Raw genomic sequence first — 13,709 nt, 5'->3', positions numbered from 1 at the left:
CCCCGCCCCACCCAAGGTGGCCCCCGATGACGGATGTCGTACTCGATGGTGTGAGCAAGGTCTACCCGGGCGACCAGCGCGCGGTGCGCGACGTGCATCTGCACATCCGCGAGGGCGAGCTGTTCGTGCTGCTCGGACCGTCCGGCTGCGGCAAGTCCACCATCCTCCGGATGATCGCGGGACTGGAGGAGGTGAGCGAGGGCACGCTCTGGCTGAACGGCGGCGTCGCCAACGACCTGTCGCCGCGCGACCGCAACGTCGCGATGGTGTTCCAGGAGGGCGCCCTGTACCCGCACCGCACCGTCGGGGGCAACATGATGTTCCCGCTGGAGGTGTCGGGCAGCGACCGCGCGGAGGCGCGCGCGAAGGTGACCGAGCTGACCCGCGCGCTGGGCATCAGCTCGATGATCGACCGGATGCCGGGGACGCTGTCGGGCGGGCAGCGGCAGCGCGCCGCGATCGGCCGGGCGCTGATCCGCGAGCCGTCGCTGTTCCTGATGGACGAGCCGCTGTCGTCGCTGGACGCGGGGCTGCGCACCGAGCTGCGGCTGGAGATCGCCGCGCTGGTCCGGTCCACCGGCACCACCACGGTGTACGTCACGCACGACCAGGTCGAGGCGATGACGATGGCGGACCGGATCGCGGTGCTGCGGGACGGCGTGCTGGAGGACGTGGGCACCCCCGAGCAGATCTACCAGGACCCGGCCACGCTGTTCGTGGCGGCGTTCCTCAGCTCCCCGCCGATCAACCTGCTGCAGGGCACCGCGTGGGCCGTGCAGGACCTCGGCGTCGTGCTCGAACTGGGCCCGCAGCGGCTGACCGTGCCGTGGAGCGATCCGCGCTCGCCGTCGCTGATCAGCCTGCACGGCCGCACGGTGCTCTGCGGGATCCGGCCGGACGCGCTGACCCCCGTCCACGAGGGCACGCCGGGGCGGACGCTGACCGGCCGGGTGCGCGTCCTGGAGTTCCATGGGCACGACTGGCTCGCCTACGCGGAGGCGGGCATCCCGACGGTGGACGCCAACTCGGTCGGCGCGCAGCGCAAGGCCGCCACGGCCGGCGCTGAGCAGGCGCGTGCCGTCCCCGGCGGGCTCGGCGCCTTCGGGGGGCGGCTGCGCGGCCTGTTCGGGCGGGACGGGTCGCGCCTGGAGCCGCCGCCGGAGGAGGAGCACGAGGGCCACCACCGCCGCTCCGATCTGATCTTCACCAGCGGGACGCGGCGCCCGGACCGCGGCGAGGAGGTCCGGCTGGAGGTGGACCTGGACCGGATGCTGATCTTCCGGGAGGACGGCGTCCGGATCACCCCGCCGCGGCGCTGACCTCCATGGCCGCGTCCCCGTCCGCCGTCTCCCCGGCGCAGTCCCCGTTCGCCGCGGCCGCGGCGCAGCCCGCGCCGTCGGTTCCGGCGAGGCCCTGGTAGAGGTCGATCTTCCAGCGGATGTGCCCCTGCTGCGCGCGCAGCCGCGCGATCTGCCCCTCGACCCTGCGGTCGTGGTCCCGCAGCAGCGCCAGCCGGTCGCGCAGCGTCCCGTCGCCGCCGCGCACCAGCTCGGCGTACCGGCGCATCTCGGCGATCGGCATCCCGGTGTCGCGCAGGCAGCGCAGCATGTGCAGCCACGCCAGGTCGTCCTCGCTGAACAGGCGGCGGCCGGAGGCGCTGCGCGCGATGCCCTCCAGCAGCCCGATCTTCTCGTAGTAGCGCAACGTGTCGATGCTGAAACCGCTCTTTTCGGCGGCCTGCCCAGGGGAATAGAAGGTCACGGATCCTAGAGTGGCACCTGGAGCGCGCTCCAGGTCAAGGATCCGGCTTGACCTGGAGCGCGCTCCAGGTCGCAGAGTAGGGCTCGACGCGACCGGATCACACGAAGGATCGTGCATGCGCATAGGACTGCAGATTCCCAGCTTCACCTTTCCCGGCGGGACCGGGGAGATCGGCCCTACGTTCACCCGGATGGTCCGCGAGGCCGACCAGGGCGGCCTCGACTCCCTCTGGGTGATGGACCACTTCTTCCAGATCGGCGTGGTCGGCCGGCCCGAGGAGCCGATGCTGGAGGGCTACTCCGCGCTGTCCTACGCGGCGGCGATCACCGAGCGGATCACCCTCGGCACCATGGTCACCGGGACCGTGTACCGGCACCCGGGGATCCTGGTGAAGACCGTGACGACGCTGGACGTGCTGTCGGGCGGACGGGCCTGGCTCTCCATCGGCGCCGCCTGGAACGACGAGGAGTCGCGCGGCCTCGGCATCCCGTTCCCGCCGACGGCCGAGCGCTTCGAGCGCCTTGAGGAGACGCTGAGGATCGCCCTCCAGATGTGGAAGGGCGACGAGTCCCCGTTCGAGGGCGCGCACTACCGGCTGGAACGCCCGCTCAACTCTCCGCCCGCGCTGCGGCGTCCGCACCCCCCGATCCTGGTCGGCGGCGGTGGGGAGAAGAAGACGCTGCGGCTCGTCGCCAAGTACGCCGACGCCTGCAACCTCTTCGACGGCGACGAGCTGCCCCGGAAGCTGGAGGTGCTGCGCGAGCACTGCGAGCGCGAGGGACGCGACTACGCCGACATCCAGAAGACCGCGCTGACGTTCATGGCGCCCGGCGACCCGTCGGTGGACCGCGCCGTGGACATCGCCGGGCGGCTGGCCGAGGCCGGCATCGAGCACGTCATCTTCTCCCAGGGCACCGGCCAGGACCTGCCGGGCCTGCTGAGCGAGGCCCGGCCCCAGATCGAGAAGATCACCCCCGCCGGCCGGTAGGGATCCGCGCCACGGCCCGGCGTACCGCTACAGCTCCGCGGCCAGGGCGCGCATGCGGTTGATCTCGGCCTGCTGGCTCGCCCGCACGTCCAGGGCCAGGTCCTGGATGAGCACGTCGGTGCCCTTGCCCAGGACGTCCTTGACCATGGTGAGCGCGCCCTGGTGATGGGTGATCATCAGGGTCAGGAAGAGCCGGTCGAACTCGGCGCCCCTGGCCGCCCTGAGCCTCCGCATCTGCTCCGGGGTCGCCATCCCGGGCATGGCGGCGTGCGCGGTCGCGCCGGTGGACGGCGCGCCGTGCCCGCCGTGCCCGCCGCCGGGGGCGCCCCTTCGATTTCGACTGATCGGGTGAGAGCAGAGGCCCCGGTGGGACGTCCGTCCCACCGGGGCCTTCGCCTTGCCACAAGGGGCCGGTCGCAAGTGGCCGCGTCACACCGTGGCCGGGGTGAACACCCACTTCCTGTACGACCAGTAGCGGAACGCCGAGGCCAGGCCGAGCCCGACCAGCAGCCCGATGTTGTAGGACAGGCCGTCGTGCAGACCGAGGGTGTAGAAGGTGAAGCCGGTGCAGAGCGCCTGGATGCCGGTCCCGACGCCGTTCAGCCCGAAGAAGATGACGAACTCCTTGCCGGAGCCGTCGCTGTCGCGGTGCCGGAACGTCCAGTGCCGGTTGAGCAGGTAGGAGGTCACGGTCGACACCATCGTGGGGACGACCACGCTGGTGACCGGGCCGCCGTCCAGCCAGTGCCGCATCAGGTTGGCCCCCGCGATGGTGATCACGGTGCCGATGAAGCCCACGAACCCGAAGGTCGCCAGCTCGCGCACGAACCTCGGGAGGCGCCGGGGCGCCCCGGACACCGGGACGGGCGACGCCGGGGCGGGCTCCGCCGGCTCGGCCCGCCCGGCCGCGGCGGGCTCGCCCGGGGCCGGCGGGACCGCTGCCGGCCGCTGCAAGGTGCTCACCCGCCCAGACCTTACCCGAACGTGAAAAAGGGAAGACCCACCGGCCGATCTTTTACCCGGCCGCGCCCGAGCCGTGACGCCCGGGTTCAGCGGCCCGCCGTCGCGGTCGCCGCGGCCAGCAGCGCGATGAGCCCGGCCAGGCCCACCGGGACCACCAGCGCCCAGGTGAGCCCCACGGCGCCGGCGATGAACCCGATGATCGGCGGCCCGGCCAGCAGGCCGGTGTAGCCGACCCCGACGACGCGGGACAGCCCGGTCGCGGCGGGCACGCCCGGCAGGTTGCCCGCGGCGCTGAAGGTGATCGGGGCGACCGGTGCGACGCCCAGCCCGAACAGCGTGCATCCCAGAACGGCCATGGCGGGGTTCCCTGCCGCGAGCCCGGTCCCGAGCCCCAGTACGGCGGTCAGGGCGCCGATCCGCAGCACGGCGACCGGCCCGAACCGCGCCACCAGCCGGTCGCCCGCCAGCCGGCCGACCGCCATCGCCACCGAGAACCCGGCGAAGGCGAGCCCCGCGACGCCGGGGTCGGCGCGCAGCGTCTCGCGCAGGTAGACGGCGCTCCAGTCCGCCATCGCGCCCTCGCCGACGAACGAGCACAGCCCGATCACGCCCAGCAGCGCCAGCGCCCAGCGTCCCGCCCGTGCCCGCGAGGCGGCCTCCGGGCGCTCGCCGCCCGGGTCCGCGCCGTTCCGCGGGATGTCCGCCTTCGCCCGCGGGCTCTCGGGCGGCGCGTCGGCGGACGGGCCGAGTAACCCGCGGCATCCGGCGAACAGCAGTACCAGCAGCAGGGCCGCCCAGACGCTCAGGTGGACCTCGACCGGGACCTCCAGCTGCGCCGCGGCCGATCCGGCGAGGGCCGCGCCGAGCGTCCCGATGCTGTACGAGGCGTGCAGCCCCGACATCAGCGGGCGCGCGTACCGGCGCTCCACGATCACGCCTTGCGCGTTCATCCCCACGTCCATGAGGCCCAGCGTGGCGCCCATGAGGAAGAGCGAGCCGGTCAGGACGCCGAGGTTCCAGGACGCGCCCAGCGCCACCAGCGACAGCGCCGCCGCCGCGCCCATCGCCAGCGTGACGGCGCGGCTGCCGAACCGCGCGACCGCCCACCCGGCCGACCGCACCGCCAGGACCACCCCGACCGGCGCCCCCAGCAGGGCGAGGCCCAGCGCGCCCTCGCTCAGCCCCAGCTCCTGCTTGATCTGCGGGATCCGCGCCACCCAGGCCGCGGTGACCAGACCGTGGATCAGGAACGCCACCGTCACCGCGACCCGCGCCCGGCGGGGCGCGTCGACCGTCTGCGTCACCACCCAGCCGACCCTACGTGGCGTACCGGGCCAGGATCACTCCCTTTTTCCGCCGGTTTTTCCCGAGATCCTCCGGGCGCCGGACCGGCGCGGGTCAGTGGATCAGATCGGCCAGCGGGACCTTCGGGTCGGCCAGCCGCGCCGCGTCCACCCGTTCGCCCGCCCTGATCAGCGCCTGGATGTCGGAGGTCACGTCCCACACGTTCACGTTCATCCCCGCCGCGACCCGCCCGCCGGACAGCCAGAACGCCAGGTACTCGCCGCTCTCGGGCTCGCCGCGGAACACCACGTCGTCGTACTCCCCCGGGGCCGGCAGCCCCGACAGCTCCATGCCCAGCTCGTACTGGTCGGTAAAGAAGTAGGGAAGCCGCTCGTAGCTGACGGCCTGCCCCAGCATCGACCGGGCCGCCGCCGGTCCCCCGTTGAGCGCGTTCGCCCAGTGCTCCACCCGGATCCGCTTGCCCAGCAGCGGATGGTAGGCGCCGGCCACGTCGCCGGCCGCGAAGACGTCCGGGTCGGACGTGCGCAGCGACTGGTCCACCAGCACGCCGTCGGACACCTCCAGGCCCGCCGCCTCGGCCAGCTCGGTGTTGGGCCGCACCCCGATCCCCACGATCACCACGTCGGCGGGGATCTCCGCGCCGCCCGACGTCACCACCGCGGACACCTGTCCCGCGCCCCAGAACCCCGCCACCCCCTGGTCGAGCCGCAGGTTCACGCCGTGCGCCCGGTGCAGGTCGGCGAACAGCCCGCCCACCTCGGGGCCCAGCGAGGAGTGCAGCGGCGTCGGCTCCGGCTCGATCACCGTCACCTCGTTGTCGTAGGCGCGGGCCGCCGCGGCCGTCTCCAGGCCGATCCATCCGGCCCCGGCCACCACGATCCGCCGCCCGCCCGGCTCCAGCGTCTCCCGCAGCCGCGCCGAGTCCTCCATCGAGCGCAGGTAGTGGATCCCCTGGAGTTCCGCGCCCGGCACCTTCAGCCTGCGCGGGGACGCGCCGGTGGTCAGCAGCAGCTTGTCGTAGGTCAGCCGGTCCCCGTCGTCGAGGTCCACCCGGTGCCCGATCCGGTCGACCGCGGTGGCGCGGACGCCGAGCCGCAGCTCGATCCCGTTCCGCTCGTACCAGCCGGCCTCGTGCACGTGGGCCTTGTCCCGCTCCTGCTTGCCCAGCAGGTAGTCCTTCGACAGCGGTGGCCGCTCGTACGGCCGCTCGTCCTCCTCCCCGATCAGGACGATCCGGCCGCCGAACCCCTCCTCCCGCAACGTCTCGGCGGCCTTCGCCCCGGCCAGGCTCGCGCCGACGATGACGAAGGTCTCCCCGGACGGTGTCTGCTGGGACGGTGTCTCCTGAGCCATGGCGACCTCCCGAAGCCCGCGGGTCTTTGCTTATCCCTACAGCGGCGTCTTAACCCGAGACAAGGGTCCCGAACCAAGCCCCGCGGCGGGACCCCCGCGGATCAGGCGCGGCCGCGCAGCAGGGCGTGGCGGTCGATGGCCGAGGTGTCGGTCAGCGACGCGATCTGGTCGACGATCGCGCGCAGGCGGGCGGCCTCGTCCGGGGCCTCGATGTAGGCGGCGCGGAAGGCCGGGTCGAGGGTGGCGGGGGCGCCCGCGCGCATCAGCTCCGCCAGTTCCAGGATCAGCTCGCGCTGGCGGGCCCGGATCTCCTCGTGGCTGATCCAGACGTAGTGGGCGGTGATGCCCTTGAGCAGCGCGCACTCCAGCCGCTGGGCACGCGGGACGATCAGGTCGGCGGCGTACCTGGTGAGCGGGCGGTCGCCGTACACCGCGCGGGTGGCGTCCTCGGCGGCCAGGCAGAACCGGCCGATCAGCGTGCTGGTGAGGTTCTTCAGCGCGGCCAGGGTGCGCGGGGTGCCGTCGTAGTGGTCCGGCCAGAACGGCTCGGCCAGCAGGGCGGCGAAGCGCTCCTCCAGCTCGGGCAGCGTGGCGTCGTCGCAGTACAGCTTGATCGCGGTCTGCGCGACCAGCCGCCGCTCCCCGGGGTCGGCCAGGTGGTCGAAGTCGATGTGCCCCGCGACCAGGGCGTCCTCCAGGTCGTGGACGGAGTAGGCGACGTCGTCGCTCCAGTCCATCACCTGGGCCTCGAAGCAGGTCCTGGTGCCGGGGGCGCCCTCGCGGACCCACTCGGCGACATCCGAGTCGTCCTGGTACACCCCGAACTTGCCGTTGACCGCGTCCGCCTGTGGCCACGGGTACTTCATGGCCGCGTCCAGCGCCGCCCGCGTGAGGTTGAGGCCGACGCTGCGCCCGTACAGCGGCGGCCCGGCGGGGGCGAACGACTTGGGCTCCAGCCGGGTCAGCACCCGCAGACTCTGCGCGTTGCCCTCGAAGCCGCCGCAGCTCTGCGCGACCGCGTCCAGGGCGACCTCGCCGTTGTGCCCGAACGGGGGGTGCCCGATGTCGTGCGCCAGGCAGGCCGTCTCCACCAGGTCGGGGTCGCAGCCCAGCGACTTGCCCAGCTCCCGTCCCACCTGGGCGCATTCGAGCGAGTGGGTGAGCCGGGTGCGCAGGCTCTGCACACTGCCGGGCGCGTCCGAGCCCGGCGAGGCGACCTGGGTCTTGGCGGCCAGCCGCCGCAGCGCGGCGCTGTGCAGCACCCGCGCGCGGTCCCGCTCGAACGCGGTGCGGTCGCGGCGCTTGGGGGCCTCGGGAGCCCAGCGTTCCTGGTCCCGTTCCGAATAACCCGTCATCCCCGTCATCATCCACCAGCGTAAGCGGCGACTCCGGATGCGCGCCGGGCGGCGGGCGGCGGCGACGCGATCAGGGGCCGCCGGTGCTGGACGGAACCGTCTTGATCGTCTCGCTGGGCGCCCGGACGCTCTTGCCGAACAGTACGTACGACAGGTAGCCGCCGGTCTCCCGGACGATGTAGTGGAACTGCGTCTCGCGGGTCTGGACGCTGGGGCCGCTGCGGGTGGGCGAGGCGGCCGCGTCGATCCCGCTGTCGCTCGCCATCCGCTTGGACCGCAGGCCGTGCCAGGGGTCGGTGACGATGATCCCGGTCTTCCAGCCGAGCCGGTCGTACTCGCGGCCGACCGCCCGCATGCTCTCCAGCGTGTCGTTGCCGACCGGCACCGCGACCACCCGGCTCTCCGGGACGCCGCCGCGCCGCACCAGCCAGCGCTTGCCCGCCTCGGCCTCGGTGAAGGCGTCGCCCTCCCGCTTGCCGCCGACGGTGACGATCGCCTTGGCCCTGCCCTCCCGGTAGAGGTCGAGGGCGTGCTGCAGGCGCCACTGGAGGGTGGGCGAGGGACGGCCGTTGTACTGGGCGGCGCCGAGCACGATGATCGCGTCCGAGCGCGGGGTCTCGTCCTGCCGCGCCTGGTACCACACCCGCCAGGCCACGGTGAGCGGGGTGAGGACGGCGAAGGCGACCAGGCCGAGGACGACCAGCCAGGTGATCGACACCCAGCGCGGGCGGCGCCTCTTGCCGCCATCGGGCCGTCCGCCGGAGCCCCCGTCGTCGTCGCTGTGGCCGTCGCCCGCGCCGTCGCCGGCGAACTCGCTCGGGCGGCCCGGCAGCCGCTCTTCCCTGGTCTTGTCCGCCGAGGCCCCGCCCGCTTCGGGGCCGCCCGCCGGACGCGCGCCACGGCCCGGCTCAGGGGCCTCGAATTCCAACGTCATCGCGTTCGACACGTTAATTGAGATGCCCCGTGGAGGGCGGCGGGTTCTCTTCCACGAGACCGTTTCGAGTCACATTCCGGTACCCGTGGTCCGCTCCCCTCCCCGGGCCTACCCGCGCCCCGCCAGGATCGCGGCGCGTCCGGCCTCCAGCCGGGCCACCGGGATCCTGAACGGGGAGCAGGAGACGTAGTCCAGGCCGACCTCGTGGCAGAAGTGCACCGAGTCGGGGTCGCCGCCGTGCTCGCCGCAGATGCCCAGGTGCAGATCGGGACGGGTGCGCCGCCCCTCCTCCACGGCGATCCGCACCAGCCGCCCCACGCCCTCCACGTCCAGGGTCTCGAACGGCGACGCGCCGAAGATCCCCAGCTCCAGGTAGCGGGAGAAGAACGAGGCTTCCACGTCGTCCCGGGAGAAGCCCCAGGTGGTCTGGGTGAGGTCGTTGGTGCCGAAGGAGAAGAACTCGGCGGCCTCGGCGATCTGCCCGGCGGTCAGCGCCGACCTGGGCAGCTCGATCATGGTGCCGATCAGCGCGGGCACGTCCTCGCCGGTGGAGCGGGCGACCTGGGCGAGCACCCCGCGGGCCTCCTCGCGGATGGCCTCCAGCTCCTGGACGGCCCCCACCAGCGGGATCATGATCTCCGGGCGCGGGTCGCCGCCGGCCTTCCTGCGCTGCGCCGCGGCCTCGGCGATCGCCCGCACCTGCATCGCGAACAGACCGGGAATCACCAAACCGAGCCGCACGCCGCGCAGTCCGAGCATAGGGTTCTGCTCGTGCAGGCGCCGGACGGCCTCCAGCAGCCTCCGGTCCTGCGGGTCGGCGCCGTCACCGGCCAGGGCGACCCTGACCGAGAGGTCGGTCAGGTCGGGGAGGAACTCGTGCAACGGGGGGTCGATCAGCCGGATCGTCACCGGCAGCCCGTCCATGGCGGCGAGGATCTCCTCGAAGTCGGCCCGCTGGAGGGGCTCCAGGGCGTCCAGCGCGGCGGTGCGCTCCTCCTCGGTCTCGGCGAGGATCAGCTTCTCCACGAGCTGCCGCCGGTCGCCGAGGAACATGTGCTCGGTGCGGCACAGCCCGATGCCCGTGGCGCCGAACCTGCGGGCCCTGGCGGAGTCCTCGGCGTTGTCGGCGTTGGCGCGCACCTTGAGCCGGGCCCGGGAGTCGGCGTGCTTCATGATCCGGTCCACGGCGGTGATCAGGTCGCCGCCCTCGGCGTCCCCGAGCCGTCCCTCGAAGTACCGCACGACCGGGGAGTCCTCGACCGGCACCTCGCCCAGGTAGACCTCGCCGCTGCTGCCGTCGATGGAGATCACGTCGCCCTCGCGCACCACCACACCGCCCGGGGCGGTGAGGCGCCGCTCCCTGACGTCCACCTCCAGCTCCTCGGCGCCGCACACGCAGGTCTTGCCCATGCCGCGGGCGACGACGGCGGCGTGGGAGGTCTTGCCGCCGCGGGAGGTCAGCACGCCCTTGGCGGCGACCATCCCGGGCAGGTCGTCGGGGTTGGTCTCGCGGCGGACCAGGATCACGTCCTCGCCGCGCGCGGCGGCCTCCTCGGCGGCGCCGGACGAGAACACCGCGACGCCGACCGCGGCGCCCGGGGAGGCGTTCATGCCCTTGGTCAGCCGACGGGCGTCCTTCAGCGCGGCCTCGTCGAACCGGGGGAACATCAGCTGGGCCAGCTGGTCGCCGGTGACCCGCTCGGTGGCCTCGTCCAGGTCGATCAGGCCCTGGTCGAGGAGCTGGCAGGCGATCCGGAACGCCGCGGCGGCGGTGCGCTTGCCGACCCGGGTCTGAAGCATCCACAGCTTGCCGCGCTCGATCGTGAACTCGATGTCGCACATGTCGCGGTAGTGGTTCTCCAGCGTCTCCATGATCTCCAGGAGCCGGTGGTAGGAGGCCGCGTCGATCCGTTCCAGCTCGGCCAGCGGGACGGTGTTGCGGATGCCGGCGACCACGTCCTCTCCCTGGGCGTTCTGCAGGTAGTCGCCGTAGATCCCCTGCTCGCCGCTGGCGGGGTCACGGGTGAACGCCACGCCCGTCCCCGAGTCCAGGCCCATGTTGCCGAAGACCATGGAGCACACGTTCACGGCGGTGCCCAGGTCGACCGGGATCCGCTCCTGGCGCCGGTACAGGACGGCGCGCGGCGCGTTCCAGGAGTCGAACACCGCCCTGATCGCCAGGTCCAGCTGCTCGCGCGGGTCGGTGGGGAAGCCGCGGCCCGCCCGCTCGCGGACGACGTCCTTGAACGTCGCGACCAGCGCGCGCAGGTCGGCGGCGTCCAGGTCGGAGTCGTCCTCGACGCCCTTGGCCCGCTTGGCGTCGTCGATGGCGTCCTCGAAGGGGTCGCCCTCCACGCCCAGGACGGTCTTGCCGAACATCTGGATGAGCCGCCGGTAGGAGTCCCAGGCGAACCGCTCGTCCCCGGACCGCGCCGCCAGGCCCTGGACGGAGTCGTCGTTGAGGCCGACGTTCAGGACGGTCTCCATCATGCCCGGCATGCTGAACTTGGCCCCGGACCGTACGCTGACCAGCAGCGGGTCGCCGGGGTCGCCGAGGCGCTTGCCCATCGCCGACTCCAGCGCGGACAGGTGCGCGCCGATCTCGTCCGTGAGGCCCTCGGGCAGGGTCCCGTGTTCCAGGTAGTGCCGGCACGCCTCGGTGGTGATCGTGAACCCGGGGGGCACCGGGAGGCCGAGGTTGGTCATCTCGGCGAGGTTCGCGCCCTTGCCCCCCAGCAGGTCCTTGAGATCCTTGTTTCCTTCGGTGAAGTCGAACACGAACTTGGGCACGGGGTCCTCCCTCACGTTCCGGCACCGCCCGGCAAGGACGGGTTCAAGGCCGCCGGGCCCTCCCGGGTGAGGGAGCCCGAGGCCCTGATGGCGGGACTGTACCCGCGCCACCGAGCTTCGTTCGGCGCCCCTGGCGCCGATGGCCGTTCGCGCAGGTCAGAGGGCTGTACTGGTCTATTCCAACTGGTCTACGCCAATACGGCTGACAACGACATACCCGGCACAAGGCCAGGGTCCCTGGCGTGCCCATGGGGATCGAGAGGGAAAGATGGAAAGGGAAAGAGGAGGTGAGGCCGTGAGGCCGATGGTCGCCGGTGGCCGGGCGGGGGAACCGTTCGCTCCGATCGCCGATTTCGGATTCCTGTCCGACTGCGAGACGACCGCGCTGGTCGCCCCCAGCGGCAACATCGAGTGGATGTGCCTGCCCAAAATGGACTCGCCGAGCGTGTTCGGCTCCATCCTCGACCGCGACGCCGGCTACTTCCGGGTCGGCCCGGCCGGTGTGGAGGTCCCCGCGGCGCAGCGGTACATCCCCGGCACGATGGTCATGGAGACCACGTGGTGGGTGCACGGCGGCTGGCTGGTGGTGACCGACGCCCTGCTCATGGGGCCCTGGCACCACGAGACGGAACGGTCCCACACCCACCGGCGGGCCCCCACCGACTACGACGCCGACCACGTCCTGCTGCGGATGGTCCGGTGCGTCAACGGCCAGGTCCAGGTGCGGCTCGACTGCATGCCGATGTTCGACTACGGCCGGACCCCCGCGCCCTGGACGCACACCGGCGAGGGCTACCACGAGGCCGTCGCCGAGGGCAACGGGATCAACCTGCGCCTGACCACCGACATGAACGTGGGCTTCGAGGGCTCTCTGGCGACCGCCCGCACCCTCCTCAAGCAAGGGGAGGCCCGGTACGTGGCCCTGTCCTGGAGTGAGCACGAGCCGCCGCAGACCTACGACGAGGCCCGTGAGCGCCTCGTGTGGACCGTCCACCACTGGCAGCACTGGCTCGACCGCGGCCGTTTCCCCGACCACCCCTGGCGCGGCCACCTCCAGCGCAGCGCGCTCACCCTGAAGGGCCTCACCTACGCGCCCACGGGGGCGGTGGCCGCTGCGGCGACCACATCCCTGCCGGAGTGCCCCGGCGGCGACCGCAACTGGGACTACCGCTACACGTGGATCCGCGACTCCACGATGGCGCTGTGGGCCTTCTACACCCTCGGGTACGACTGGGAGGCCAACGACTTCTTCTACTTCATCACCGACGTGGCCGAGGCCGCCGAGGGCCGCCTCCAGATCATGTACGGGCTGGACGGCCGCGAGGAGCTTCCCGAGTCCACCCTGGACCATCTCAGCGGCTACAACGACGCCCGTCCCGTGCGCATCGGCAACGAGGCGTACATGCAGGCCCAGCACGACGTGTGGGGCGCGATCATCGGCTCGATCTACCTGTTCGTGCGCAAGCGGGACCGGCTGGACGACCGGCTCTGGAAGATCGTGGTCAAGCAGGTCGAGGACGCGCTGGCCAACTGGCGCACCCCCGACTGCGGCATGTGGGAGGTGCGCGGCGAGCCGCAGCACTTCACCTCGTCCAAGGTCTTCTGCTGGGTGGCCGCGGACCGCGGCGCGCGGCTGGCCCGCATCCGCGGCGACCGCGAACGCGCCCAGCGCTGGCAGGAGGCCGCCGACGAGATCCACGCCGACGTGCTGGCCAACGCCCTGGACGAGCGCGGGGTGTTCGTCGCCCACTACGGCGCCACCGCGCTGGACGCGTCCGCGCTGCTGATCCCGCTGCTGGGCTTCCTGCCGCCCGACGACAAGCGGGTCAGGGAGACGGTGCTGGCCATCGCCGACGAGCTGTCCGAGGACGACCTGGTGCTGCGCTACCGGCCGGCCGAGACCGACGACGGCTTCCACTCCGACGAGGGCAGCTTCACCATCTGCTCGTTCTGGCTGGTCAGCACGCTGGTCATGATCGGCGAGGTGGAGCGGGCGCGGGCGCTGTGCGAGAAGCTGCTGTCGTACGCCAGCGCGCTCCAGCTGTACGCCGAGGAGATCGACCCGCACACCGGGCGCCAGCTCGGCAACTTCCCGCAGGCGTTCACCCACCTGGCCCTGATCAACGCGGTCATGCAGGTCATCAGGGCCGAGCAGGAGGAGAGCCGCCCGTCGCCCCTGGCCTGACCGCGGACGTCCGGGCCGCGTGAACGCGCGGGGGCCGTCCCCTCACCGTGCGGGAGGGGACGGCCCCCGGGCCGA

The 13,709-nt window shown here is 72.6% G+C and carries 11 protein-coding genes; 3 read left to right on the top strand and 8 right to left on the bottom strand.

Features of this window, described 5'->3' with window-relative positions; all coding sequences use genetic code 11:
* The first annotated feature begins 26 nt into the window (after nt 1-26).
* Nucleotides 27-1,319 carry an ABC transporter ATP-binding protein gene (locus ACGWYJ_RS17360; protein ID WP_395107015.1) on the top strand — a complete coding sequence of 431 codons (1,293 nt, stop codon included), beginning with the start codon at nt 27-29 and terminating at the stop codon, nt 1,317-1,319.
* Here ACGWYJ_RS17360 and ACGWYJ_RS17355 read toward each other — a convergent pair.
* Nucleotides 1,300-1,761: a MerR family transcriptional regulator gene (locus ACGWYJ_RS17355; protein ID WP_395107014.1), complete on the bottom strand. Its 462-nt coding sequence runs from the start codon at nt 1,759-1,761 to the stop codon at nt 1,300-1,302. The two genes, ACGWYJ_RS17360 and ACGWYJ_RS17355, sit on opposite strands and share 20 nt — an antisense overlap.
* Nucleotides 1,762-1,876: 115 nt before the next feature.
* On the opposite strand from ACGWYJ_RS17355, the gene ACGWYJ_RS17350 reads away from it, so the two are divergent.
* On the top strand, nt 1,877-2,749 hold the full coding sequence (locus tag ACGWYJ_RS17350) for an LLM class F420-dependent oxidoreductase (protein ID WP_395107013.1): 873 nt from the start codon (nt 1,877-1,879) through the stop codon (nt 2,747-2,749).
* A 27-nt stretch (nt 2,750-2,776) separates the two neighbouring features.
* Here the strand turns inward: ACGWYJ_RS17350 and ACGWYJ_RS17345 are convergent, their stop codons facing one another.
* The 7 genes from ACGWYJ_RS17345 to ppdK form a co-directional block, all read right to left on the bottom strand.
* Complete coding sequence (locus tag ACGWYJ_RS17345) at nt 2,777-3,133, bottom strand: DUF305 domain-containing protein (protein WP_395107012.1); 357 nt, start codon at nt 3,131-3,133, stop codon at nt 2,777-2,779.
* A 45-nt stretch (nt 3,134-3,178) separates the two neighbouring features.
* Complete coding sequence (locus ACGWYJ_RS17340; RefSeq protein ID WP_395107011.1) at nt 3,179-3,712, bottom strand: GtrA family protein; 534 nt, start codon at nt 3,710-3,712, stop codon at nt 3,179-3,181.
* Between the two features lie 86 nt (nt 3,713-3,798).
* The gene (locus ACGWYJ_RS17335) at nt 3,799-5,019 is read right to left on the bottom strand and encodes an MFS transporter (RefSeq protein WP_395107010.1); all 1,221 of its coding nucleotides are present in this window, start codon (nt 5,017-5,019) and stop codon (nt 3,799-3,801) included.
* A 91-nt stretch (nt 5,020-5,110) separates the two neighbouring features.
* Nucleotides 5,111-6,370 (bottom strand): NAD(P)/FAD-dependent oxidoreductase, encoded by a 1,260-nt coding sequence (locus ACGWYJ_RS17330; protein ID WP_395107009.1) that lies wholly within the window; start codon nt 6,368-6,370, stop codon nt 5,111-5,113.
* Nucleotides 6,371-6,471: 101 nt separating this feature from the next.
* Complete coding sequence (locus tag ACGWYJ_RS17325; RefSeq protein ID WP_395107008.1) at nt 6,472-7,725, bottom strand: deoxyguanosinetriphosphate triphosphohydrolase; 1,254 nt, start codon at nt 7,723-7,725, stop codon at nt 6,472-6,474.
* 70 nt (nt 7,726-7,795) lie between these two features.
* The gene (locus ACGWYJ_RS17320) at nt 7,796-8,659 is read right to left on the bottom strand and encodes a YdcF family protein (protein ID WP_395107007.1); all 864 of its coding nucleotides are present in this window, start codon (nt 8,657-8,659) and stop codon (nt 7,796-7,798) included.
* 108 nt (nt 8,660-8,767) lie between these two features.
* Nucleotides 8,768-11,449 carry a pyruvate, phosphate dikinase gene (gene ppdK / locus ACGWYJ_RS17315; protein ID WP_395107006.1) on the bottom strand — a complete coding sequence of 894 codons (2,682 nt, stop codon included), beginning with the start codon at nt 11,447-11,449 and terminating at the stop codon, nt 8,768-8,770.
* A 304-nt stretch (nt 11,450-11,753) separates the two neighbouring features.
* Between ppdK and ACGWYJ_RS17310 the strand changes: the two genes are divergently transcribed.
* On the top strand, nt 11,754-13,634 hold the full coding sequence (locus tag ACGWYJ_RS17310) for a glycoside hydrolase family 15 protein (protein ID WP_395107038.1): 1,881 nt from the start codon (nt 11,754-11,756) through the stop codon (nt 13,632-13,634).
* The last annotated feature ends 75 nt before the right edge of the window (nt 13,635-13,709 follow it).

The organism is Actinomadura sp. SCN-SB (assembly GCF_043906805.1).
Classification (GTDB): Bacteria; Actinomycetota; Actinomycetes; order Streptosporangiales; family Streptosporangiaceae; genus Spirillospora.
This window is presented reverse-complemented; position numbering and strand designations above follow the sequence as displayed.

What these genes read in the sequence shown, in the direction of transcription:
- ACGWYJ_RS17360 (WP_395107015.1), top strand. Translation starts at nt 27, where the DNA reads ATGACGGATGTCGTACTCGATGGTGTGAGCAAGGTCTACCCGGGCGAC.
- ACGWYJ_RS17350 (WP_395107013.1), top strand. Translation starts at nt 1,877, where the DNA reads ATGCGCATAGGACTGCAGATTCCCAGCTTCACCTTTCCCGGCGGGACC.
- ACGWYJ_RS17330 (WP_395107009.1), bottom strand. Translation starts at nt 6,370, where the DNA reads ATGGCTCAGGAGACACCGTCCCAGCAGACACCGTCCGGGGAGACCTTC.
- ACGWYJ_RS17325 (WP_395107008.1), bottom strand. Translation starts at nt 7,725, where the DNA reads ATGACGGGTTATTCGGAACGGGACCAGGAACGCTGGGCTCCCGAGGCC.
- ACGWYJ_RS17320 (WP_395107007.1), bottom strand. Translation starts at nt 8,659, where the DNA reads ATGACGTTGGAATTCGAGGCCCCTGAGCCGGGCCGTGGCGCGCGTCCG.
- ACGWYJ_RS17310 (WP_395107038.1), top strand. Translation starts at nt 11,754, where the DNA reads ATGGTCGCCGGTGGCCGGGCGGGGGAACCGTTCGCTCCGATCGCCGAT.